15 protein-coding genes are annotated in these 22,726 nt (G+C 73.6%); 8 read left to right on the forward strand and 7 right to left on the reverse strand.

Annotated elements, in window-relative coordinates:
- Positions 1–15: 15 nt before the first annotated feature.
- Positions 16–2,463 carry an endopeptidase La gene (gene lon / locus RI554_00695; protein MDR9390527.1) on the reverse strand — a complete coding sequence of 816 codons (2,448 nt, stop codon included), beginning with the start codon at positions 2,461–2,463 and terminating at the stop codon, positions 16–18.
- A 77-nt stretch (positions 2,464–2,540) separates the two neighbouring features.
- Between lon and dinB the strand changes: the two genes are divergently transcribed.
- Positions 2,541–3,662, forward strand: coding sequence for a DNA polymerase IV (gene dinB, locus RI554_00700; GenBank protein ID MDR9390528.1), 1,122 nt, complete (start codon positions 2,541–2,543; stop codon positions 3,660–3,662).
- A gap of 7 nt (positions 3,663–3,669) precedes the next feature.
- Here dinB and RI554_00705 read toward each other — a convergent pair whose 3' ends face one another.
- The 4 genes from RI554_00705 to RI554_00720 form a co-directional block, all read right to left on the reverse strand.
- The gene (locus tag RI554_00705) at positions 3,670–5,058 is read right to left on the reverse strand and encodes an MBL fold metallo-hydrolase (protein MDR9390529.1); all 1,389 of its coding nucleotides are present in this window, start codon (positions 5,056–5,058) and stop codon (positions 3,670–3,672) included.
- A complete protein-coding gene (locus tag RI554_00710; GenBank protein MDR9390530.1) occupies positions 5,055–6,362 on the reverse strand; it encodes an RsmB/NOP family class I SAM-dependent RNA methyltransferase in 1,308 nt (435 codons plus the stop codon). The genes RI554_00705 and RI554_00710 overlap by 4 nt, the downstream gene beginning before the upstream one ends.
- 8 nt (positions 6,363–6,370) lie before the next feature.
- Positions 6,371–7,030 carry a zinc metallopeptidase gene (locus tag RI554_00715; GenBank protein ID MDR9390531.1) on the reverse strand — a complete coding sequence of 220 codons (660 nt, stop codon included), beginning with the start codon at positions 7,028–7,030 and terminating at the stop codon, positions 6,371–6,373.
- Positions 7,031–7,163: 133 nt separating this feature from the next.
- Positions 7,164–7,505: a stage V sporulation protein S gene (locus RI554_00720; protein ID MDR9390532.1), complete on the reverse strand. Its 342-nt coding sequence runs from the start codon at positions 7,503–7,505 to the stop codon at positions 7,164–7,166.
- Positions 7,506–7,780: 275 nt separating this feature from the next.
- On the opposite strand from RI554_00720, the gene ilvB reads away from it, so the two are divergent.
- From ilvB to gltB, 6 genes are all read left to right on the forward strand, one after another.
- The gene (gene ilvB / locus RI554_00725) at positions 7,781–9,475 is read left to right on the forward strand and encodes a biosynthetic-type acetolactate synthase large subunit (GenBank protein ID MDR9390533.1); all 1,695 of its coding nucleotides are present in this window, start codon (positions 7,781–7,783) and stop codon (positions 9,473–9,475) included.
- On the forward strand, positions 9,472–10,020 hold the full coding sequence (gene ilvN / locus RI554_00730; GenBank protein ID MDR9390534.1) for an acetolactate synthase small subunit: 549 nt from the start codon (positions 9,472–9,474) through the stop codon (positions 10,018–10,020). Before ilvB ends, ilvN begins: the two co-directional genes overlap by 4 nt.
- A 103-nt stretch (positions 10,021–10,123) precedes the next feature.
- Positions 10,124–11,116, forward strand: coding sequence for a ketol-acid reductoisomerase (gene ilvC / locus RI554_00735; GenBank protein ID MDR9390535.1), 993 nt, complete (start codon positions 10,124–10,126; stop codon positions 11,114–11,116).
- 34 nt (positions 11,117–11,150) lie between these two features.
- On the forward strand, positions 11,151–12,752 hold the full coding sequence (locus tag RI554_00740) for a 2-isopropylmalate synthase (protein MDR9390536.1): 1,602 nt from the start codon (positions 11,151–11,153) through the stop codon (positions 12,750–12,752).
- Complete coding sequence (gene cimA / locus RI554_00745) at positions 12,749–14,401, forward strand: citramalate synthase (GenBank protein MDR9390537.1); 1,653 nt, start codon at positions 12,749–12,751, stop codon at positions 14,399–14,401. The genes RI554_00740 and cimA overlap by 4 nt, the downstream gene beginning before the upstream one ends.
- Before the next feature lie 195 nt (positions 14,402–14,596).
- A complete protein-coding gene (gltB, locus tag RI554_00750) occupies positions 14,597–19,165 on the forward strand; it encodes a glutamate synthase large subunit (protein MDR9390538.1) in 4,569 nt (1,522 codons plus the stop codon).
- A 13-nt stretch (positions 19,166–19,178) separates the two neighbouring features.
- Here the strand turns inward: gltB and RI554_00755 are convergent, their stop codons facing one another.
- Together RI554_00755 and RI554_00760 are read right to left on the reverse strand one after the other, a co-directional pair.
- Positions 19,179–21,044: a serine/threonine-protein kinase gene (locus tag RI554_00755; protein MDR9390539.1), complete on the reverse strand. Its 1,866-nt coding sequence runs from the start codon at positions 21,042–21,044 to the stop codon at positions 19,179–19,181.
- A 4-nt stretch (positions 21,045–21,048) separates the two neighbouring features.
- Complete coding sequence (locus RI554_00760; GenBank protein MDR9390540.1) at positions 21,049–21,264, reverse strand: transcriptional regulator; 216 nt, start codon at positions 21,262–21,264, stop codon at positions 21,049–21,051.
- 151 nt (positions 21,265–21,415) lie between these two features.
- On the opposite strand from RI554_00760, the gene murA reads away from it, so the two are divergent.
- The coding region (gene murA / locus RI554_00765; protein ID MDR9390541.1) for a UDP-N-acetylglucosamine 1-carboxyvinyltransferase at positions 21,416–22,726 on the forward strand (1,311 nt) is incomplete at its 3' end.

A 22,726-nucleotide genomic window follows, 5' to 3' on the forward strand; every position in this document is an offset into this window, starting at 1 on the left:
CCCGGCGGGCGCCGCTCAGGCGCTGGCGCCGGGGCGGTCGCCGGCGGCGTCCTCCGCGGCGGGGGGCGGCGCGAAGGCGGCGTCTCCGTCGAGCAGCATGGCGTCCAGCACGTCCTGGAAGTCCCGCACGAGGGTGACCTCGAGCTCCTCGAGGACGGCGTCGGGGACGTCGTCGAGGTTCGCGCGGTTGTCCTCGGGAAGCAACACGCGGTGGATCTCCGCCTGGTGGGCGGCGAGGAGTTTCTCCTTCACCCCCCCGATCGCCAGGACCCGACCGCGGAGGGTGATTTCCCCCGTCATGGCGACGTCGCCGCGCGTCGGTCGGCCGGTCAGGGCGGACGCGACCGCGGTCGCGATCGCGATGCCGGCGGACGGCCCGTCCTTCGGCGTGGCGCCCTCGAGGACGTGCACGTGCAGGTCGAGGCTCTCGTGGAACCCTTCGGGCAGCGCGAACGCCACCTGGTGCTTGCGGAGGTAGGCGATGGCGGCCTGCGCCGACTCCTTCATGACCTCCCCGAGTTGGCCGGTGAGGGCCACCTTGCCCTTGCCCGGCACCGCGATCGCTTCGACGTCCAGCGTCACGCCCCCGACCGACGTCCAGGCGAGGCCGTGCGCGAGGCCCACCTGGGGCTCCTTCTCCGCGCGTTCGTCGCGGAAGGGGGGGACCCCCAACAGGGTGCGGGTCTCGTCGGGATCGACGGCGTGCGCGTCCTCCCACGGCGCGTCGAGGTAGCGCTTGGCGCTCTTGCGCGCGATCTTGGCGATCAACCGGTCCAGGGTGCGGACGCCGGCTTCGCGGGTGTACTCCGTGACGACCGTCCGCAGCGCCTCGGGCGTCACCTCGAGGCGGTCGGACAGCCCGTGGTCGCGCACCTGCCGCGGGACGCGGTAGCGCGCCGCGATCTCCAGCTTCTCCTGCAGCGTGTAGCCGGGGATCTGGATGACCTCCATGCGGTCCAGCAGCGGCCGCGGGATCGTCGCCAGGCTGTTGGCGGTCGTGATGAACATGACCTGCGAGAGGTCGTAGGGGATCTCCAGGTAGTGGTCCGCGAACGTCGCGTTCTGTTCCGGGTCGAGCACCTCCAGCAGGGCGGAACTCGGGTCGCCCCGGAAGTCGGCGGTCATCTTGTCGACCTCGTCGAGGAGGAACACCGGGTTCGTCGAGCCGGCCGTCTTCATGCCCTGCAGGATCCGGCCCGGCATGCTGCCGATGTAGGTGCGGCGGTGCCCGCGGATCTCCGCTTCGTCGCGCACCCCACCGAGGCTCATGCGCACGAACGAGCGCCCCATGCTCCGCGCGATCGACGCGCCGAGGCTGGTCTTGCCGACGCCGGGCGGCCCGACGAGGCAGAGGATCGGCGCCTTGTACTCCGCGTCCTCGGCGTCGGCGGCGAGCTGCCGTACCGCGAGGTACTCGAGGATGCGTTCCTTGGGTTCCTGCAGCGCGTAGTGGTCCTCGTCGAGGATCTCCGCGGTGTGCGCCACGTCGAGGGTCTCCTCGTCGCGTTCGCTCCACGGCAGCTCCAGCAGGGTGTCGACGTACGTGCGCACGACGGTCGCTTCGGGGCTGCCGCCCGGCATCTTCTCGAGCCGGTCGAGCTCCTTCTCCGCGCGCTCGCGTGCCGCCTCGGGCAGGCCCTTCGCGTCGACCTTCTCGCGGAGCTCGTCGAGTTCCGACGTCTCGTCGCTGCCGAGCTCCTTCTGGATGGCCTTCATCTGCTCGCGCAGGTAGTACTCGCGCTGGTTGGCGTCCATCTGTTGCTTGACGCGCGAGGTGATCTGTTTCTCGGTGTCGAAGCGCTCGAGGTCGCGCGCGAGGTAGCCGTGCACCTGCCGGAGGCGGGCGTGCGGGTCGGCCTCCTCGAGGACCGCCTGCTTGTCGGGCACGTCCCACGTCGCGTACTTCGTGACGACGTCGGCGACGGCGCCCGGTTCCGTCAGGCTCCGCAGGTTCTCGAGGTGGAACGAATCCAACCGAAGGCCCTTGTTCTGCTGCGCGTACTCCTGGAACGTGGTCTTGGTGCGCTCGACGAGGTCGGCGACGTCGCCGTCGGCCGCGTCGCCGCCGTCCTCGCCCGCGTCGGTCCCGCCCGCGTCGGCCTCGCCGGCCGCCCCGTCGGACGGGGACTCGTCGAGGGTGTGGACCTGCGCCCGCAGCGACGGCCCGTCGACGTACCCGTCGATCGCGGCGCGCTCGCGGCCCTCGACGAGGAGTTGCAGGGTGTCGTCGGGCAGCCGGATGACCTGCTTGACGACGCAGAGGGTGCCGACGTCGTAGAGGTCCTCGCCGTTCGGGTCGTCGACCCGCGCCTCGCGCTGCACGACCATCAGCACGCGGTTGTCGGCGGCCTGCGCCTCCTGGAGCGCGCGTTTGGACTTCGGGCGGCCGACGTCGACGTTCTCGAGCGTACGCGGCAGCACCACCTGATTGCGGAGCGCGATGACGGGCAGTTCCCAATCCATGACCCGGAGTAGACCCCGTCCGGCGCGCCCGAGCGGTAAGCCGGCCGACGCGGGCCGCGGCCGGGTAGCCTGAGCGCGTGCGGCGGATCGTGCACCTCGATGCCGACGCCTTCTACGCGTCGGTCGAGCAACGCGACGACCCGAGCCTCCGCGGCGTCCCGGTCGCCGTCGGCAGCGCGTCGGGGCGCGGCGTCGTCATGACCGCCAGTTACGAGGCGCGCGCCTTCGGCGTGCGCAGCGCGATGCCGTCGGCGGAGGCCGCCCGCCGGTGTCCCGAACTGCGGTTCGTGCCGCCCCGCATGGAGACGTACCGGGCGGTGAGCCGCGAGATCTTCGCGATCTACCGCACGTACGCCGCCGCCGTGGAGCCGCTCGCGCTGGACGAGGCGTACCTCGACGTGACCGAGCCGTTGCGGGGACCGCCGTCGGGGACGCGCGTCGCGGAAGCGATCCGGCGGGACGTGCACCGCGAGACCGGCCTTCGCGTGTCCGCAGGGGTGTCGTACTGCAAGTTCGTCGCGAAGCTCGCGAGCGACGACGCGAAGCCGGACGGCGTGAAGACGGTGCCGCCCGAGGACGCCGAGGCGTACCTCCGCGACCTGCCGGTCCGCCGCATCCACGGCGTCGGGCCGCGCACCGCGGAACGCCTCGCGGCGTTGGGCGTGGCGACCGCCGGCGACGTCGCGGCGTACGACCCGGACGCCCTCGAGCGGCACTTCGGGAAGGTGGGGCGCGACCTGTGGCACATGGCGCGCGGCGAGGACGAACGGCCGGTCGACCCCCACCGCGTCCGCAAGTCGGTGTCGTCGGAGACGACGTTCGCGCGCGACCGGAGCGGCGTCGAGGACCTCGTCGAGGCGCTCCCGGACGTGTGCGCCGACACCGCGCACCGGGCGCGCCGGGCCGGCGTCCGGGGGCGCGGCGTCGTCGTGAAGGTCAAGGACGACCGCCACCAGGTGCACACCCGCCAGGTGCGGCTGCCCGCGGCGACCGACGCGGTCGAGACGATCCACGCCGTCGCGCGGGACCTGCTGACGACCCGCGTGCCGCTCGCGCGTCCGGTCCGGCTGTTGGGGGTCGGGTTGACGGCGTTGGAGGTCGGGAACGTGCACCAGCCCCCGCTCTTCGAGGGGCCCGGGACGGACCCCACGCCCGCGGGGGCGACGCCGCCCGACGGCGATCCCGAACGCCGGCCCTGAGGGGCGCTCAGAGCGCCGTCGCGCGGCCCTCCTCGACGACCGCGGCGTCGTGGCCCCGGTCGCCGAGCGTCGCGGCGAACGCGTCGAGCGCGTCCGCTTCGCCGTGCACCAGGCGGACCTTCGCCCCGTGGACCGGCGCCAGCCACGCGAGCAGGTCGTCGCGGTCGGCGTGGGCGGAGAGCCCCCCGATGGTGTGGATGCGGGCCCGGACCCGAATCGCGTCCCCGAAGATCCGCACGTGCGTCGCGCCGCCCACGAGGGCCCGCCCGAGCGTCCCGCGGGCCTGGTACCCGACCACGACGACGCGGGTGTCGTCCTTCCAGAGGTGGTGCTTGAGGTGGTGCAGGATCCGTCCGCCCGTCATCATGCCGGAGCCCGCGACGACGATCAGGGGGCCCTCGCGGTCGTTCAGGGCGCGGCTGGAGGCCGCGTCGGGCGTCGCCTGGAAGCGCGGGGGCGTGAACGGGTCGCCGTCGCCGGCGAGGGCGCGGACCTCGGGCCGGAAGGCGTCGGGGTGACGGCGGTAGATCTCGGTCATGCGCGACGCCATCGGGGAGTCGAGCACCACGGGCACCTCCGGCACGGTGCCCTCGCGTTGGAGGCGGTGGATCTCGTAGAGCACCGCTTGCGTGCGCTCGAGCGCGAAGCTGGGGATCAGGACCCGCCCGCCGGCCGACGCGGCCTGCGCGAGGACGTCGGCGAACTCCGCGCGGGTCGCGGCGCGCGAGCGGTGCGTCCGGTCGCCGTACGTCGCTTCGCACAGCACCGCCCGGGCGGCGTCGGGCGGGGCGGGGGCGGGATGCAGGAGGCTCTCGCGGTTCCCGAGGTCGCCGGACGCCACGATGCGGCCCTCGGGGCCGTCGAGGGCGACCCAGGCGCTGCCGACGACGTGCCCGGCGGGGTGCAGCGTGACGCGGAGGCCGGCGACGTCGGTGGCGGCGCCGAACGCGACGGTCCGGAATCGATGCAGGGCGGCCTCGACGTCCGCTTCGTCGAACGGTGGGGGGGCGACGGCGTCCTCGCGGCCGGCCCGCCGGGCCTTGCGGCGGGCGCGCTCCACGTCCTCGCGGGCGATCTTCGCCGCGTCGTGGAGGATGACGTCGGCGACGTCGCGGGTGCCGGGCGCCGCGAGGACCGGGCCGCGGAAGCCCGCCCGCACGAGCTGGGGGAGGCGCCCGACGTGATCGAGGTGCGCGTGCGTGAGGACGACGGCGTCGAGGGCGGCGGGGTCGAACGGGAACGGTTCGGCGTTGCGCGCCTCGAGGTCCGCGGGGCCCTGGAAGGCGCCGCAATCGACGAGGAGGCGGGCGCCGGCGTAGGTGAGGTGGTGGCACGAGCCGGTCACGGTGCCCGCCGCGCCGGCGGAGCGGAGGACGGGGCCGGTGGGGGCGCTCACGGGGTGGCCGTCCGGCGCAGGCGCGCGACGTAGAAGCCGTCCAGGCCGTCGGCCGGCAGCGTGAACGTCCCGACGGCGGCCGGGTGGAGCGGGACGTCCGGCGCGAGCGTCGCGAAGGGGGGCGGGTCGGGCGTCAGGTCGCCGCGGGCGTGCAGGACCTGCGCGACGACGTCCGGGCCCTCCTCGGCGAACAGCGAGCAGGTGGCGTAGACGAGGGTCCCGCCGGCGGCGGTGGCGTCGGCGGCGACGTGCAGGAGTCGGCGTTGGGCGTCGGCGAGGGCGGGGAGGTCGGCGACGTCGAACCGGTCGGCGATCTCCGGGTGGCCGCGCAGCGTGCCCGACCCGCTGCAGGGGGCGTCCAGCAGGACGTAGGGGGCGGGGTCGCGGGCGAGGTCGGCGGCGACGTCGGGCGCGAGGAGGTCGGCGGCGCGGGCGTCGGTCCGTCGCCCGAGGCGCGCGAGGTTGCGCTGCGCAGCCGCGAGTTTGCCGGGGTCGCGCTCGACGGCCTCGACCCGGGCGCCGCCGGCGGCGAGGACCGCCGCCTTGATGCCGCGCCCGCTGGCGAGGTCGAGCACGCGGGCGCCCGTGGGCGCCTGCAGGGCGTGCGCGACGAGGGTGGAGGCGGGGTTCATCGGTTGCACGAGGCCCCGCCGGAACGCCTCGAGGTCGCCAAGCCGGCCCGCTGGGCGGACGCGACGCGTGCCCGGGACGGGGCCGGGCGCGACGTCCGCGCCGTCGCGGGCGAGCGCCGCGTCCGCGTCGGGCGCCAGGACCGCCAGCCAGGTCGGGCCGGGCGTCCGCATGGCGGCGGCGGCGGTGGCGGCGCGGTCGTCCCCGAGCGCGGCGACGAGGCGCGCGTACGTCGCGTCGGGGAGCGACGCCGCGAGGGCGGGGGAGGGCGCCTCGGGGGGCGCGACGCGGCGCAGGACGGCGTTGACGAGCTTCGCGAAGCGGGGGGTGCGGCGGCGGGCGACGTCGACCCACGTCGACGTCGCGGCGTGCGCGGGCGTACCCCGCTTCAGTCGGTCGAAGGTTCCGAGCCGGAGCAGCGTGCGGACGTCGGGGGGGAGGGCGTCGGGGCGGCCGAGGTGCGGGGCGAGGGCGGCGTCGAGCCAGCGGCGCCAGCGCGCTTCGCCGTACGCGAGGTCGGTGACCGCGGACCGGTCGCGACCGTGGAGGCCGCTGTGGTCGAGGGCGCGCCCGAGGGTACGGGACAGCCGCCCGGTCCGCGCGGCCCGCCGCGCGACGTCGAAGGCGACGTCGCGCGGGTCGCGGGGGGCGTCGGCGTGGGGCGCGGCGCCCACGCCGGGGTTCAGCGGCGCGCCATGAGGATGAAGTACAGCAGGTACATCACGCTGCCGGCGGCGGCGGCGACGTACGTCAGCGCGGCGGCGTTCAGGACCGCGCGGGCGCCGCCGGCGTCGTTCTGGGTGACGATGCCGAGGTCGCGCATCTCCGCGAGTGCGCGGCGCGAGGCGTCGAACTCGATGGGGAGCGTCACCAACTGGAACGCGACCGCCGCGCCGAAAAGCACGATGCCGACGTTTAGGAGGCCCGACGCGCCGAGCATCAGCCCGAAGATCGCCAGGTAGGGCCCGAACTGCCCCCCGATGTTGGCGACCGGCATCAGGGCACTGCGCCACTGCAGCGGCGCGTAGGCGTTCGCGTGCTGCAGGGCGTGCCCCACCTCGTGCGCGGCGACCGCCATGCCGGCGACGGAGGCCTGCGAGTGGATCGGGTCGGAGAGGCGCACGACCCGCTTCGTGGGGTCGTAGTGGTCGCTGAGTTCGCCGCGGACCTGCTCGATGGCGACGGTGTCGTCGAGGCCGTGCTTGCGCAGGATCGTGCGGGCGGTGTCGCGCCCGGTGAGGCCGGCGGTGTTGGCCTTCTTCGACCAGGTGCCGAAGGTGGAGCGCAGGTACCACTGCGCCCCGAGCGTCAGGACCATCATGAGGATGAAGATCGCGAACATCGTGGACCTCCTGGGGGTCGGCGGACGCCGTCCTCGGCCTCGGCGGGGGCGCCGGGGCCGGGCGGGTCGCCCGCATCCAGGGATTCAGGGTACGTCGCGCGAGCACGGTGGGGGGCGTCCTGGGCGACCGTCGTCAGTCGAGGAGGGCGTCGGCCCAACGAACGATCGGCGCCCGGCGCGCCTCGGGCGGGGTGCCGGTCGCCTCCACGCCGTTCGGGCGGGCGGCGACGTGGAGGTGCACCGCCGTGCGTTCCTCGCCGTGCAGCTCGAGCGTCACGAAGCCCGGCGTCGCGGCGAGCTCGAGGCGGTCGTCGGCGAGGTAGCCGCGGGCCACGGCGAGCGCTTTGATCGCCTGGTTGACGGCGGACGCGCCGATCGCCTGGACGGCGACGGTGCGGTCGCGCCGGAGGACGCCGGCGATCGCGCCGGCGACGGCGTGGGGCCGGGACGTTGCGGAGACGCGAAGGGTTTCCACGGGCCACCTCCCAAGGGGCCGCGGCGTCCGTCGGCGACGGAACGCGCGCGTTGACAGGGACGCTAGCAGGCCGTATACTCCGCCGCAGTGAGCAACGCCGCAGCCCCCGTCCGGACCGTGTCGACCCTCGAGGTCGTAGGCCTAGTCGGGTCGGGACGCGCTGCGTAGTCGTTGCATCACGCCACGCACGAAGCGACGTCCCGCCGACCGCACCTCGGTGGGACGTTCTCGTGCATCGTCAGGTAGGCCGCCCGCGTACGGGCCGAGGAGGAACCATGAACGGTGCCGAAGTCATCATCCGCGCGCTGGAACGCCACGGGGTCGAGGTCGCCTTCGGGCACCCCGGGGGCGCGATCATGCCCGTGTACGACGCGATCTACGATGGTGACGTCCGGCACGTCCTGGTCCGTCACGAGCAGGCCGGCGCGCACGCCGCCGACGCCTACTACCGGGCGTCGGGCAAGCCCGGCGTCGTGATCGCCACCAGCGGTCCCGGCGCGACGAACCTGGTGACGGGCCTGGCGACCGCGATGATGGACAGCAGCGCCGTCGTCGCGATCACCGGCAACGTCCCCACCAGCCTCATCGGGACCGACGCCTTCCAGGAGGCGGACGTCTACGGGATCACCGGGCCGGTCACGAAGCACAACTTCCTCGTCAAGTCGGTTCAGGACCTCCCCCGCGTCATCGCCGAAGCGTTCCACATCGCCACGACCGGCCGGCCCGGCCCGGTCCTGGTCGACGTCCCCAAGGACGTCCAGCAGGCGGTCTTCGAGGGCGACCCCGACGCGCCGGTGGAGGTGGACCTGCCCGGGTTCCAACCCACCTGGAGCGGGCACGCCGGCCAGATCCGCAAGGCCGCCGAAGCGATCCGCGCCGCGGAGAAGCCGGTGATGATGGTGGGCGGCGGCGGTCAGGTCGCCGCCCCCGAGGTCATGGCGTTCGCCGAACGCCTCGGGGTGCCGGTCATCACGACCCTCATGGGGATCGGGGCGTACCCCGCGGGCCGCGACCAGGCGCTGGGCATGCCCGGCATGCACGGCACCGTCACCTCCAACCGCGCGATCACGCACTGCGACCTAATCATCGGGGCGGGCCTGCGCTTCGACGACCGCGTGACGGGCAAGATCAGTCGCTTCGCGCCGAACGCGACGGTCGTCCACATCGACGTCGACCCGGCGGAGATCTCCAAGCTCGTGCACGCGCACGTGCCGGTCGTCGGGGACTTGCGCGACGTCCTGCCGCGCCTCGCCGACGAGCTGGGGCCGTTGGACGTCGAGCCGTGGTGGGCGCAACTCCGCGAGTGGAAGGCGCGCTACCCCGAGCGCTACAAGACCGACAAGCCGCTGGTCAGCCAAGAGGTGATCGAGCTCATGCGCGACGTCGTCGGGCCCGACGCCATCGTCGCGACCGACGTCGGGCAGCACCAGATGTTCGCCGCGCGCCTGTTCCCCACGCACGCCCCGCGCACCTGGATCACGTCCGGGGGGCTCGGGACGATGGGCTTCGGGCTGCCCGCCGCGATCGGTGCGGCGTTCGCGAACCCGGGGACGCCGGTCGTGCTGATCGCGGGGGACGGCAGCATCCAAATGAACATCCAGGAGCTCGCGACGATCCGCAAGCACGACCTGCCGATCTTCATCGCCATCGCCAACAACGGGGTGCTCGGCATGGTGCGGCAGTGGCAGGAGCTGTTCCACGCGCAGCGCTACAGCGAGATCTTCCTCGCCGACAGCAACCCCGACTTCGCGAAGCTGGCCGAGGCGTACGGCATCGAGGGGCACAACGTCTTCGATCGCGAGACCGCCGCGACCCTCGTGCCCGACGTCGTCGCGCGGGGTGGGCCGGCGCTGCTGAACTTCGTGGTGTACGAATCCGAGAAGGTCTTCCCGATGATCCCCGCCGGCGCCGGCGTCGACGAAATGATGATCGGCGACCAGGAGCCCGAGACGCCCGAGGCGACCTCGTGAGTGGCGTCTCGACGCGGCGCGTCATCTCCGTCACGGTCCGCGACGAACCGGGTGTCCTCGTCCGCATCGCCGGCCTCTTCGCCCGTCGCGGCTTCAACATCGCGTCGTTGTCCGTCGCGGAATCCGAAACGCCCGGCCTCAGCCGAACGACGTTCGTCGTCGACGGGGACCCCGGCACGATCGAGCAGGTGCAGAAGCAACTCCAGAAGCTCGTGGACGTCCTCAAGGTCGTCGATCACACCGAAACGAACTTCGTCGATCGGGAGCTCATGCTGATCAAGGTCGCGGTGCGCGGCCCCGACGAACGCGTCGAGCTGCGGCAGATCGCGCAGGACTTCCGCGCGCGGATCGTGGACGTCGCCCGGCGCGCCCTCGTGTTCGAACTGACCGGCGACGAGGGCAAGATGGACGCCTTCATCGACCAAATGCAGGACTTCGGCATCGTCGAACTCATCCGCACCGGCCGGGTGGCGCTGCCGCGCAGCGCCGGTCGGGCGGCGCGCGGCGGCGAGGGCGCCGTCCAGGAGCGGGCCGACGTGACCTGACGCCCCCGCCCCGACCCTCCGCCCCGGGCGTCCGCCCGGGGCGCGTTCCGTTCCCCCGTCCCCGTCCCCTCCCGCGGTACCCCCGCCCCCACGAAGGAGCATCATGGCCACCATCTACTACGACGACGACGCGAACCTGCAGGTCCTGCAGGGCAAGACGATCGCCATCCTGGGGTTCGGCTCGCAGGGCCACGCCCACGCGCTGAACGCCCACGCCTCCGGCCTGGACGTCGTCGTCGGCCTGCGCGAGGGGTCCGCCTCGCGCGCCGAGGCGGAGGCCGCCGGCCTGAAGGTCACCGGCATCGCCGACGCCGCGAAGGCCGGCGACCTGGTGATGGTCCTCCTGCCCGACGAGATCCAGGGGGCGGTCTACGCCCAGGAGATCGCGCCGAACCTCGCGCCGGGCGACGCCCTGGCGTTCGCGCACGGCTTCAATCGCGTCTTCCACCAGGTCACGCCCCCCGAGGGCGTCGACGTCGTCATGATCGCGCCGAAGGGCCCCGGGCACCTGGTGCGCCGCGTGTTCGTCGAGGGGGGCGGCGTGCCCTGCCTCGTCGCGGTGGACGTCGACGCGACCGGGGAGGCGATGCCGCGCGCCCTGGCGTACGCCAAGGCGATCGGGGGGACGCGCGGCGGGGCGCTGGAGACGACGTTCCGCGAGGAGACCGAAACCGACCTGTTCGGCGAGCAGGCGGTGCTGTGCGGCGGCGTGAGCGAACTCATGCAGGCCGGCTTCGACACCCTCGTCGAGGCGGGCTACCAGCCGGAGATCGCCTACTTCGAGTGCGTGCACGAGATGAAGTTGATCGTCGACCTGATCTACGAGGGCGGCTTCGAGACCATGCGGCACTCGATCAGCAACACCGCCGAGTACGGCGACTACCGGACCGGGAAGCGCATCGTGACGGAGGAGACCCGCGCGGAGATGCGCGACGTCCTCGAGGAGATCCGCAACGGCACGTTCGCGCAGGAGTTCCTGCTCGAGAACCGCGTGGGGCAGCCGCGCCTCAAGACCGAACGCGCGGCCAGCGACCGCAGCCTGGTGGCGACCGTGGGCAAGCGACTACGCAAGATGATGTCCTTCATCGCGTCGTAGGCACCCCGCACCCCGCCCCCGGGAGGTACGTCCCATGGCCCGCATCAAGATCTTCGACACGACCCTGCGCGACGGCGAGCAGAGCCCCGGCGTCACGCTCAACCTGCGCGAGAAACGCGAGATCGCGCGCCAGCTCGCGCGGCTCGGCGTGGACGTCATCGAAGCCGGCTTCCCCGTCGCGTCGCCCGGCGACTTCGAGAGCGTCTCGGAGATCGCGCGGGTCACGGCGGAGGAGAACGCCGACGTCGTCGTCGCCGGCCTCGCGCGCGCGCATCGCGGCGACATCGAGCGCGCCGCCGCGGCGCTCGAGACCGCCGCGGCGCCGCGCATCCACACCTTCATCGCGACGAGCCCCATCCACATCGAGAAGAAGCTGCAGAGCACGCCCGACGCCGTGCTCGAGCGGGCGGTGGACGCCGTGAGGTTCGCGAAGTCGTTCGTGGACGACGTCGAGTTCAGCGCCGAGGACGCCGGCCGGAGCGACCCGGCGTTCCTCGAAGCGATCTTCGCTGCGACCGTGGACGCCGGCGCGACCACCATCAACGTGCCCGACACGGTCGGCTACATGACGCCGTGGGAGTACGGCGCGTTGATCGAACGCCTGCGGGAGCGGGTGCCGGCGTTGCGCGACGTCGACCTGTCGACGCACTGTCACGACGACCTGGGCCTCGCGGTCGCCAACTCGCTCGCCGGCGTGCGGGCGGGCGCGACGCAGGTCGAGTGCACCCTCAACGGCATCGGGGAGCGCGCCGGGAACGCCAGCCTCGAGGAGATCGTCATGGCGCTCGAGACGCGCGCCGACGTGTGGGGGCACGCGACGAACGTGACGACCCGCGAGCTGTACCGCACGTCGCGGATGGTGTCGATGATGACGGGGATGGTGGTGCCACCCAACAAGGCGGTCGTCGGCGACAACGCCTTCGCGCACGAGTCCGGCATCCACCAGGACGGCGTCATCAAGGCGGTCGAGACGTACGAAATCATGTCCGCCGAGACCGTCGGGCGGGACGCCGGCGTGCTCGTCATGGGCAAGCACTCGGGGCGTCGCGCCTTCCGCGCGACGCTGCAGGACCTCGGGTACGCCGCGTTCGAGGAGGCGGACCTCGACCGCCTGTTCGCGGAGTTCAAGGACCTCGCCGACCGCAAGGCGACCGTCACCAGCGAGGACATCCGCGCACTGGTCGACGCGGAAACCACCCGCGTGCCGGAGACGTACGCGTTGCGCCGCGTGCAGTTCCAGAGCGGGACCGGCGTCACGCCGGTCGCGACGGTCGAGGTGGAGATCGACGGCGAAGCGCGCGAGGAGGCGTCGGTCGGTGACGGGCCGGTCGACGCGATCTACCACGCGATCGAGCGGTTGACGGGCCGCGCGTTGCGGCTCGAGTCGTACGAGATCCGCTCGGTCGGTCACGGCAAGGACGCGCTCGGCGAGGTCACCGTCCGCGCCCGCGAAGGGGACCGCGTCGTGCATGCGCGCGGGCTGTCGACCGACGTCGTCGAGGCGTCGGCGAAGGCGTACCTGGAGGCCATGAACAAGCTCGCCGCCGGCCTCGGCCGACCCGACGGCGGACCGCGGCCCGACGACGTCGTCCCGAGCGAACCGGCCGACGACGCGCGCGGCGCCGCAGCGTCGTGAGCGTCGAGATCTACGACACCACCCTGCGCGACGGGACGCAGGGGATCGGGTTCGCGTTGACGAGCGCCGACAAGGTCGCCGTCGCCCGGCGCCTCGACGCGTTCGGGGTCGACGCGATCGAGGGGGGCTGGCCGGGCTCGAACCCCCGCGACGTCGAGTTCTTCGAGCGGATGCGCGACGTGCCGCTCGCGCGGGCGCGCCTCGCGGCGTTCGGCAGCACCCGCCACAAGGACGTCGCGCCGGAGGACGACGCCAACCTCGCGGCGTTGGTGGCGGCCGGGACGCCGGTCGTGACGGTGTTCGGCAAGGCGTGGACGCTGCACGTCCGCGAGGCGCTCGGCACCGACCTGGAGACGAACCTGGCGATGATTCGCGAGTCCGTCGCGTTCCTCGTCGCGCAGGGACGCGAGGTCGTCTACGACGCCGAACACTTCTTCGACGGTGCGCGCGAGGACGCGGCCTACGCCCACGCGACCCTCGAGGCGGCCGCCGAGGGCGGCGCGTCGCGGCTGGTGGTGTGCGACACGAACGGCGGCACGTTGCCCGACGTCGTCGCGGACCGCACGCGCGAGGTGGTGGCGCGGTTCGGCGTCCCGATCGGCATCCACGCGCACAACGACGCGGAGCTGGCGGTCGCGAACAGCCTCGCGGCGGTCTCGGCCGGCGCTCGGCACGTGCAGGGCACGATCGGCGGGTACGGCGAGCGCGCCGGGAACGCCAACCTCGTGTCGATCACCGCGAACCTGGCGTTCAAGCTCGGCTTCGACCAGCCGCAGGACCTCGCGCACGTCCGCGAGGTCGCGCGGTACGTCGACGAGCGCGCCAACCTATCGCCGAACCCGCGCGCACCGTACGTCGGCGACGGCGCCTTCGCGCACAAGGGCGGCGTGCACGTCTCCGCGGTGGCGAAGCGCCCGGAGAGCTACGAGCACCTCCCCCCCGAAGCGGTCGGCAACGAACGGCGGGTGTTGGTCTCCGACCTCTCCGGCCGCGCCAACGTCCTCGCGATGGGGGAGGGGCCGTTCCCCGCCGGCGACGGTGCGGTGGGGGACGGCGCCCGCGAGGTCGTCGCGAAACTCAAGGAGCTCGAGCACCGCGGGTACGCCTTCGAGGGCGCGGAAGCGTCGTTCCGGCTGATGGCGGCGAAGGTGCGCGGCGAGCACCGTCCCTACTTCGATCTGGGGGGCTTCACGGTGGTGATCGACAAGCGCGACGCCGACCGCGTGCCCCGCGCCGAGGCGTCGATCAAGGTGGCGGTCGGGGACGCCGAGGAGCACACCGCCGCCGACGGCGACGGACCCGTCCACGCCCTCGACCGGGCGCTCGGCAAGGCGCTCGAGCGGTTCTACCCGTCGCTCGCCGACCTCGAGCTGGTCGACTACAAGGTGCGGGTGTTGTCGGGGGAGGAGACCGGCACCGCCAGCGTCATTCGCGTGCAGGTGGAGTACGGCGACGGCGAGGCGACGTGGGGCACGGTCGGCGCGAGCACCGACATCATCGACGCGTCGTACCAGGCGTTGATCGACGCGATCGAGTACAAGCTCGTCAAGGACGGCGTCGCGCCGCGACCGCGCGGGGCGGCGCAGGCCGAGGCGGGCGTCGCCGAGGCCTCCACGAACGCCGCCGGCGAGGGCCCGCCGGTCGCCTGACCCGGGCGGCCCGACGACGGCAAACCCGCCTCGCCGCCGACGAATCGAAGGCGGGTTCTTCCTTAGGCTTTCAAAACGACGGTTCGGTCGGGCACCGTCCGGGGTCGGACGCCCCCTTCGTTTGACACCCCCGACGCCCTCGGATATCGTCCCACACGGCCTCCCGGCCGTCGCCCCGTGCCCCAGGAGGTCTCCGTGCACGACGCCCCCCGTTCCGACTTCGAACGCCTCGCATGGCCCCACGAGCGCGACGCCTGCGGCGTCGGGTTCGTCGCCGACCTCCACGGCCGACGCGAACGCCGCGTCCTCGAGCACGCCCTCGAGGCGTTGCGGAACCTCGCGCACCGCGGGGCCGTCAGCGCCGACGGCCGCACCGGGGACGGCGCCGGCATCCTCACGCAGCTCCCGTACCGACTGCTGAAGCGCGACCTCGCCGCGCACGGCATCACCGACGTCGAGGACGCCGACCTCGCGGTCGGCATGTTCTTCGTCGCCAACGACGCGGAGGTGGGCCCGCTGTACGCCGTCATCGAGGACGAGCTCGCGCGCAGCGGCGTCCGCCTCCTCCTGTGGCGCGACCTGCCCCTCGACGACGACGCGCTCGGGGCGTTGGCGCGGCGGCGCCGACCGGTGTTCAAGCAGGCGATCGTGGCGCGGCCCGACGGGCTCGACCCCCTCGCCTTCGAGCGGCGCTTGTACCTGACGCGCAAACGCATGGAGCGCGCCCTCGAGGCGGCCGACCTCGGGCGCGCCTACGTCTCGTCGTTCTCCAGCCGGACGGTCGTCTACAAGGGCCTCATGGTCGCCGACCAGCTCGACGCCTTCTACCGCGACCTCGCCGACCCGGACTACGAGACGTCGCTGGCGGTGTTCCACCAGCGTTACTCGACGAACACCATCCCCCGCTGGTCGCTGGCGCAACCGTTCCGGATGTTGGCGCACAACGGCGAGATCAACACCCTGCAGGGCAACGTCAACCTGATGGCGGCCCGCGAGCCGGTGTTGACCAGCGCGGTGTGGGGCGACGACGTCGCGGACCTCCTGCCGGTCGTGCAGGCGGTCGCCAGCGACTCCGCGGCGCTCGACAACGTCCTGGAGTTGTTGGCGCTCTCGGGCCGCGACCCGCTGCACGCCCTGGCGATGTTGGTCCCGCCGGCCTTCGAGGGGGACGACGCGATGGACCCCGCCGTGCGTGCCTTCTACCGCTACCACGCCAGCGTCATGGAGCCGTGGGACGGCCCCGCCGCCCTCGCGGTGAGCGACGGAACGCGCGCCATCGCCGCCCTCGACCGCAACGGGCTCCGCCCCCAGCGCTACCACGTCAGCGAATCGGGGCTCGTGGTGGTCGGCAGCGAGGCGGGCATGGTCCCGCTCCCGGCCGACGACATCGTCGAGCGCGGCAAGCTCGGCCCCGGCGAGATGCTGGCGGTCGACACGAGCGACGGGCGCATCCTCCGCGACGCGGAACTCAAGGCCGAGCTCGCCGCCGCGGAGCCCTACCGCGCCTGGTTGGGCGCGAACCTCGCGCGGCCCCCCGAACCGGACTCGCTGCAGGCCGACGCGCCCGACGGCGAGGCCCGCACGCGCCTGCAGACGGCCGTCGGGTACGGCACCGAGGACCTCGAACGGATCTTCGCGCCCATGGCGTTCGACGCCGCCATCCCGCTGGGGTCGATGGGGGACGACACCCCCCTCGCCGCGACGTCGGCCAACCCCCAACCGCTGTGGCGCTACTTCAAGCAGCGCTTCGCGCAAGTGACGAACCCGCCGATCGACCCCTACCGCGAGCGGACCGTCATGAGCCTCGAGACGACGGTCGGGCCGCGCGCCCCGTTGCTGGAGCAGGGCGAAGCGCTCGCGGCGGTCCTGCGGTTCGACGGCCCCCTCGTCGACGCGACGCAACTCGCGTGGATCGAGGGGCAGGACCGCTTCGCCACCACCCGCCTGGCGACGACGTTCGCCGTCGCGGGGGGCCCCGAAGCGCTCGAGCCGGCGGTCGAAGCGCTGTGCGACGCCGCGGCGGATGCCGTCCGTGACGGTGCGGGCCTGCTGATCCTCAGCGACCGCGGCATCGATGCGGACACCGCCGCCATCCCCGCGCTGTTGGCGACGGCGGCGGTCCATCACCGCCTCATTCGCGACGGACTGCGGACGCGGGCGGCGTTGATCTGCGAGACGGCGGAACCCCGCGAGGACCACCACTTCGCCGCCCTGATCGGCTACGGCGCGGCGCTGGTGCACCCCTACCTGGCCTTCGCGACGGCGCGCGACGTCGCCGACCACGTCAAGCGAAGCGAGCCCGCCCCGACGCCGGACGCCGCGGTCCGCAACTACCGCGCGGCGGTCGAGCAGGGCCTCCTGAAGATCATGTCGAAGATGGGCATCTCGACGATCAGCAGCTACCGCGCCGCGCAGATCTTCGAGACGGTCGGGCTGGATCGCGCGGTCCTGGACCGCTACTTCCGGGGCACGTTCGGGCACCTCGGGGGGGTGGACCTCACGGACCTCGCGCGGGACGTGCTCGCCTTCCACGCCGAAGCGTTCGGCGAGGCGCCGGCCCTGCGCGATCGCGGCGTCTACCGCTTCCGCAAGGCGGGCGAATACCACGCCTTCGAACCGGCGGTGTTCAAGGCGCTGCACGTCGCGGTCCGCGAGGACGACGCCGAGGCGTACCAGCGGTACGCCGACCTCGTGCACGACCGCCCGCCGACCACGATCCGCGACCTGCTCGACGTGAAGCCGCTCGGCGATCCGGTACCGATCGACGAGGTCGAGTCGGTCGATGCGCTCGCGCGACGCTTCACGACGCAGGCGATGAGTCACGGGGCGGTGAGTCGCGAGACGCACGAGACGTTGGCGATCGCCATGAACCGGCTCGGCGCGAAGTCGAACAGCGGGGAGGGTGGCGAGGACCCGGTCCGCTACGAACCCTACGACCGCGACCGGCCCGACCGGTCGGAGGCGGCCTGGCACCCCGTGGCCGGCGATCACGGGGCGAGCGCCATCAAGCAGGTCGCCTCGGGCCGGTTCGGGGTCACCGCGCGTTACCTCACGACCGCCCGCGAGATCGAGATCAAGATGGCGCAGGGCAGCAAACCGGGGGAGGGCGGCCAGATCCCCGGCGTGAAGGTCGACGAGGAGATCGGGCGGATCCGCCATTCGGTGCCGGGCGTGACGTTGATCAGTCCCCCCCCGCACCACGACATCTACTCGATCGAGGACCTCGCGCAACTCATTCACGATCTCGGGCGCGTCAACAAGGAGGCGCGCATCGGCGTGAAGCTCGTCTCCACCCACGGCGTCGGAACGATCGCGGCGGGGGTCGTGAAGGGGTACGCCGCCAACGTCCAGATCTCCGGCGCGGACGGCGGCACCGGCGCCAGCCCCCTCAGCAGCATCAAGCACGCCGGCGTCCCCTGGGAGCTCGGGCTGCACGACACGCAACGCGCGCTCGTGGAGAACGACCTGCGCGGGCGGGTGACGGTCCGCGTCGACGGTGGCCTCAAGACCGGTCGCGACGTGGTGCTCGGTGCGGTGTTCGGCGCGGAGGAGTTCGGCTTCGGCACCGCCGCGCTCGTCTCCGCGGGGTGCGCGATGTTGCGCCAGTGCCACCTGAACACGTGCGCGGTCGGCGTCGCGACGCAACGCGAGGACCTCCGCGCGCGCTACAAGGGCGACCCGGAGCACGTCGTGCGCTTCATGCGTTTCGTGGCGCAGGAGGTGCGCGAGCGACTGGCCGCCCTCGGGGCGCGCCGCCTCGACGAGATCGTGGGGCGCAGCGACCTGCTCGTCGAGCGCGACGTGCCCCTCCCGCGGGGGGGGAGCGTGGACCTGAGCTCGTTGCTCGACGCGTCGCACGTCACGCCGGACGCGACCCTCCGCAACGTCCACCCCCGCAACGACCGTCCGGGCGGCGAACCGCTGGACGAGCGCGTCTGGACCGACGTGTGGCGCGACCTGGAGGAGTTCGGGCGCAGCGACCGCGGTTACGACACCACGAACCGCGACCGCGTGATCGGGGCGCGCCTGTCGGGCGAGATCGCCCGCGCGTACGGCGCCGAAGGCCTCCCCGAGGGCACCGTCCGCCTGCGCTTCCACGGCCCCGTCGGCCAGAGTTTCGGGGCGTTCCTCGTGCCCGGCGTCCGCCTGGCGTTGCGCGGCGAAGCGCAGGACTACGTCGGCAAGGGCATGTCGGGCGGCGAGATCGTCCTCCGGGCGCTGCACCGCGAGGAGGAGGCCACGCCGCCGGTCCTCCTCGGGAACACGGTCCTGTACGGCGCGACCGGGGGGCGGTTGTTCGCGGCCGGCGCGGCGGGCGAACGCCTCGCGGTCCGCAACTCCGGTGGGCACGTCGTCGTCGAGGGGTGCGGCGACCACGGGTGCGAGTACATGACGGGGGGGACGGTCGTCGTGCTGGGGTCCACGGGGCGGAACTTCGCGGCCGGCATGTCGGGCGGCGTCGCCTTCGTCCTCGACGAGGAGGGCACGTTCGACGGGCGCTACAACCCCGCGTCGGTCGACGTCGACCGGCTCGTGGGGGGGCCCGACGAGGAGCTCCTGCTCCGCCTCCTCGAGCGGCACGCCGCCGCGACGCGCAGCCCGAAGGCGACCCGCATCCTCGCGCGCTGGTCGGCCCTCCGGCACGCCTTCTGGCGGGTCGCCCCCAACGACCTGCCGGGGCGCGACGCGAGCGACGTCGGGAGTTGGTTCGCGGAGCGTTCGTTGTCGACGGTCGGCCTTCCCGCCTCGACGCGTCCCCGCTGACCGGCGACGGGGCCTACGCGTCGGGCGCGCCGAGCGCGGCGACGGTGCCGTCGGTCGCCGCAACGATCACCTGGTCGTCGAGGGGGAGGGGGGACGCTTGGATGGGGGCGGCGGCGACCGACGCGCGCCCGACCGGGCGGCCGTCGCGCGCGTCGAAGCCGGCGACCTCGCCGGTTTCGGTCGCGACCCACACGCGGCCGCGCGCGACGACCGGAGCGCCGGTCACGGCGCCCGGGAGTGGGCGGACCCACAGTTCGTCGCCGGTCCGCAGCGACAGACAGTGCAGCGCCCCCGACCAGCCGGCCTGGTACACGCGGCCGGCCCACACGGCGGGGGGACCGTACACCGCGGCGTCCAACCCGAAACTCCACGCGACGTCGTGCGCGGCGAGGACGAACCCGTGGAGTTCCCCACTGCGTTCCTGGAGGACGACGATGCCCCCCGACGCGGCGAACGGCGCCGGGACGGCGCCCAAGTGCGCGCGGAAGCGTTCCCGCCCGTCGGTCAGGTCCACCGCCAGGAGCGCCCCGTCGGCGTCGGCCACCAGCGCGGCCCCGGCGTGCACGAGGGGCGGGACGGCGGCCGGCGCGTCGAGCGTCGCCCGCCAGCGGAGGGCACCGTCGGGCGCGCGGCGCTCGAGGGCCCCGACGTCGCGAGCCACCAGCACGTCGTCGCCGACGGCGGCGATCCCGACCGCGCCGGCCTCCGCGTCGCGGTGGAGGTGCGCCCCGTCGGGCCACGCGAACGTCGATACCGTCCCGTCGCGACTGGCGGCGACCACCGCCTTCGCGGTCGCGAGGGCGGGCGCGGCCGCCTCGTCGGGCAGCGCGAGCGTCGCGACCGGCGCCCCGCGGTAGCGGTCGAGGACGACGACCGCGTCCCCGCGCGTGGCGACCAGCAGCCGCCCGTCCCGGGCGGTGAGGCCGGCGGCGCCCTGCGGGCCCGCGCGCAGGTGCGTCCGCCAGCGCACCGCCGGGGCGTCCGGCCCGGTCGGGCCGGCGGGGTGGACGCCCGTGGCGGCCGCGCCGCCCGCGGGGTGGGCGGCGGCACGGACGGCGACGTCGGCGGCGACGTCGCGGAGGGCGTCCGCGACGGCGTACCCCGAGGCGGGGCGGTCGGCGGGGTCCTTGGCGAGGAGGGCGGCGACGAGGCGCGCCAGGCCCGGGGGGACCAGCGGATTGACGTCCCGGGCGGAGGCGACGTCGCCGTAGACGTGCTGGTAGAGCACCGCCTGGTCGTTGTCGGCGTCGAACGCCGCTTCGCCCGTCAGGGTGCGGTGCAGGACCGCCCCGAGGGCGTACAGGTCGGTCGCGGCACCGGTCGTCGCACCGGTCGCCTGCTCGGGCGCCATGTACTGCGGCGTCCCGAGCGTCGTGCCGGTCCGGGTGAGTTCGCCGTCGCTTTCGGTGAGCTGCACGAGACCGAAATCCATGACCTTCGGCGCCCCGCGGTCGGTGAGCAGGACGTTGCGGGGGGTGAGGTCGCGGTGCACCATGCCGAGTTCGTGGACGTACCCCAGCGTCTCCGCGACGGTGATCGCGGCGCGCAGGAACCGCTCCGCGCTCTCCGCGTCGTCCTCCCACGGACCGAGGTCGGTGAAGGGGCCGCCGGTGATGCGTTCCATCGCGAAGTACACGACGTCGTCCGTCCCGAGGTCCAGGATCGTGACGATGCCGGGGTGGGAGAGGCGCGCGAGCGCGCGGATCTCCCGGCGGAAGCGTTCCGCGTCGGTTTCGGTGAGGTGGGGGCGGAGCACCTTCAGTGCGACGCCGCGCTCGAGGTGCCGGTCGTACGCGGCGTAGACGTGCGCCATGCCGCCCTGCCCGAGCGGCCCCTCGATCTCGTAGCGGTCCGCGAGCACGTCGCCGACGTCGAACATCGACTCAGGCGTCGTCGCCGTCGAGGTCGTTCAGGAGGGCGGGATCGAGGTCGCCGTCCTCGACCGCCTTGTTGAGCATCTGAATCCCGAGGCGGACGACCTCCGACTTCGAGACGAGGCGTTCGGGGTTGCTGAGGCGGTAGGCGGTCTTCGTCAGGAGGGAATCCTGCGCCTCGCTGATGACGACCTGCAGCCGCTTGCTTTTCTCGCGTTTCGGCACGTCGCCTCCTCGGCGGTAGTGTAGCGCGACCCACATCGTCTTGACAATGTGCGTCGTCCTGCCTAGCATGATGCTACACACGATGTGTACGTACCTCCGGGTGCGTGCGCATGCACCCCCCGCCCGCCGCGCCCCCAGGAGGCCCCCGCCGATGACGCCCCGCAGCGACGACGACGCCGCCCTCGTCCTCCACGGCGGACGCCCCCTCGAGGGACGCACCCGCGTGCAGTCGGCGAAGAACTCCGCGCTCTACCTCATCCTCGCGTCGCTCCTCACCGACGAACCGCTCCACCTGCGCGACGTCCCGAAGCTCAGCGACGTCCTCGTCGGCCTCGAGATCCTCGAGCACGTCGGCGTCGACGTGCGCTGGGACGGTGCGGACCTGCACCTGCACGCCGCCCACGTGCACCGCAGCGACGCCCCGTTCCGCCTCGTCCGCAAGATGCGCGCCAGCTTCGTCGCCATGGGCGCCCTCCTCGGGCGCGCCGGCCACGCCCGCATCGGGGTGCCCGGCGGGTGCGCCTTCGGGCCCCGCCCGGTCGACCGCCACATCGCCGCGTTCGAAGCGCTCGGCGTCGACGTCGACGAGGTCGACGGCGACTTCGTCGCCGTCGCTCGCGGCCCGCTCGAGGGCCACGTCCGCTTCCCCGCCCCCACGGTCGGTGGCACGCAGAACGTCCTCCTCGCCAGCGCCCTCGGCAGCCGCCGCGTCGTCATCGAGAACGCCGCCCTCGAACCGGAGGTCGGCGACCTCGTCGCCCTCCTCAACGCCATGGGGGCCCGCATCGGCGGGGCCGGCACGTCGGTCCTGACCGTCGAGGGCCGCGACCGGCTGCACGGCGCGACGTTCACCCCCATCGCCGACCGCATCGAGGCCGGCACCTTCCTGCTCGCGACCGCCGCGACGCGCGGCCGGACCGAACTGCACAACGTCCGCACCGACCACCTCGGCGCGGTGATCGCGACCCTCGAAGCGACCGGCGTCCTGGTGCACCCCAACGGCGACGGCGTCGTCGTCGACGCCGCCGGTCCGCTCCACGCCGTCGACGTCGAAGCCACCCCCTACCCGGGCTTCCCGACCGACCTGCAGGCGCCCTTCGGGGCGTACCTCGCGACGCTGCCCGGCGCCGCGAAGGTCCGCGACGCGGTGTACCCCGACCGCTTCACGCACGTCCCCGAACTCCGCAAGATGGGCGCCCGGCTGGAGCTCGTCGACCGCACGCTGCACGTCGACGGCGGCGCCCTTCAGCCCGCCGACGTGCACGCCGCCGACATCCGAGCCGGGGGGGCGTTGGTCGTCGCCGCCCTCGCCGCGAAGGGCACCAGCCGCATCGGCGGCGTCGCCTTCCTCGACCGCGGCTACGAACGCCTCGACACCCGCCTCCGGGCGCTCGGCGCGCACCTCGAACGCAGCGGCAGTCCCGCCCCCGACCCCGGCGACGCGCCGTACCTCCCGGCGCCC

This window comes from Trueperaceae bacterium, from assembly GCA_031581195.1.
Lineage (GTDB): Bacteria > Deinococcota > Deinococci > Deinococcales > Trueperaceae > SLSQ01.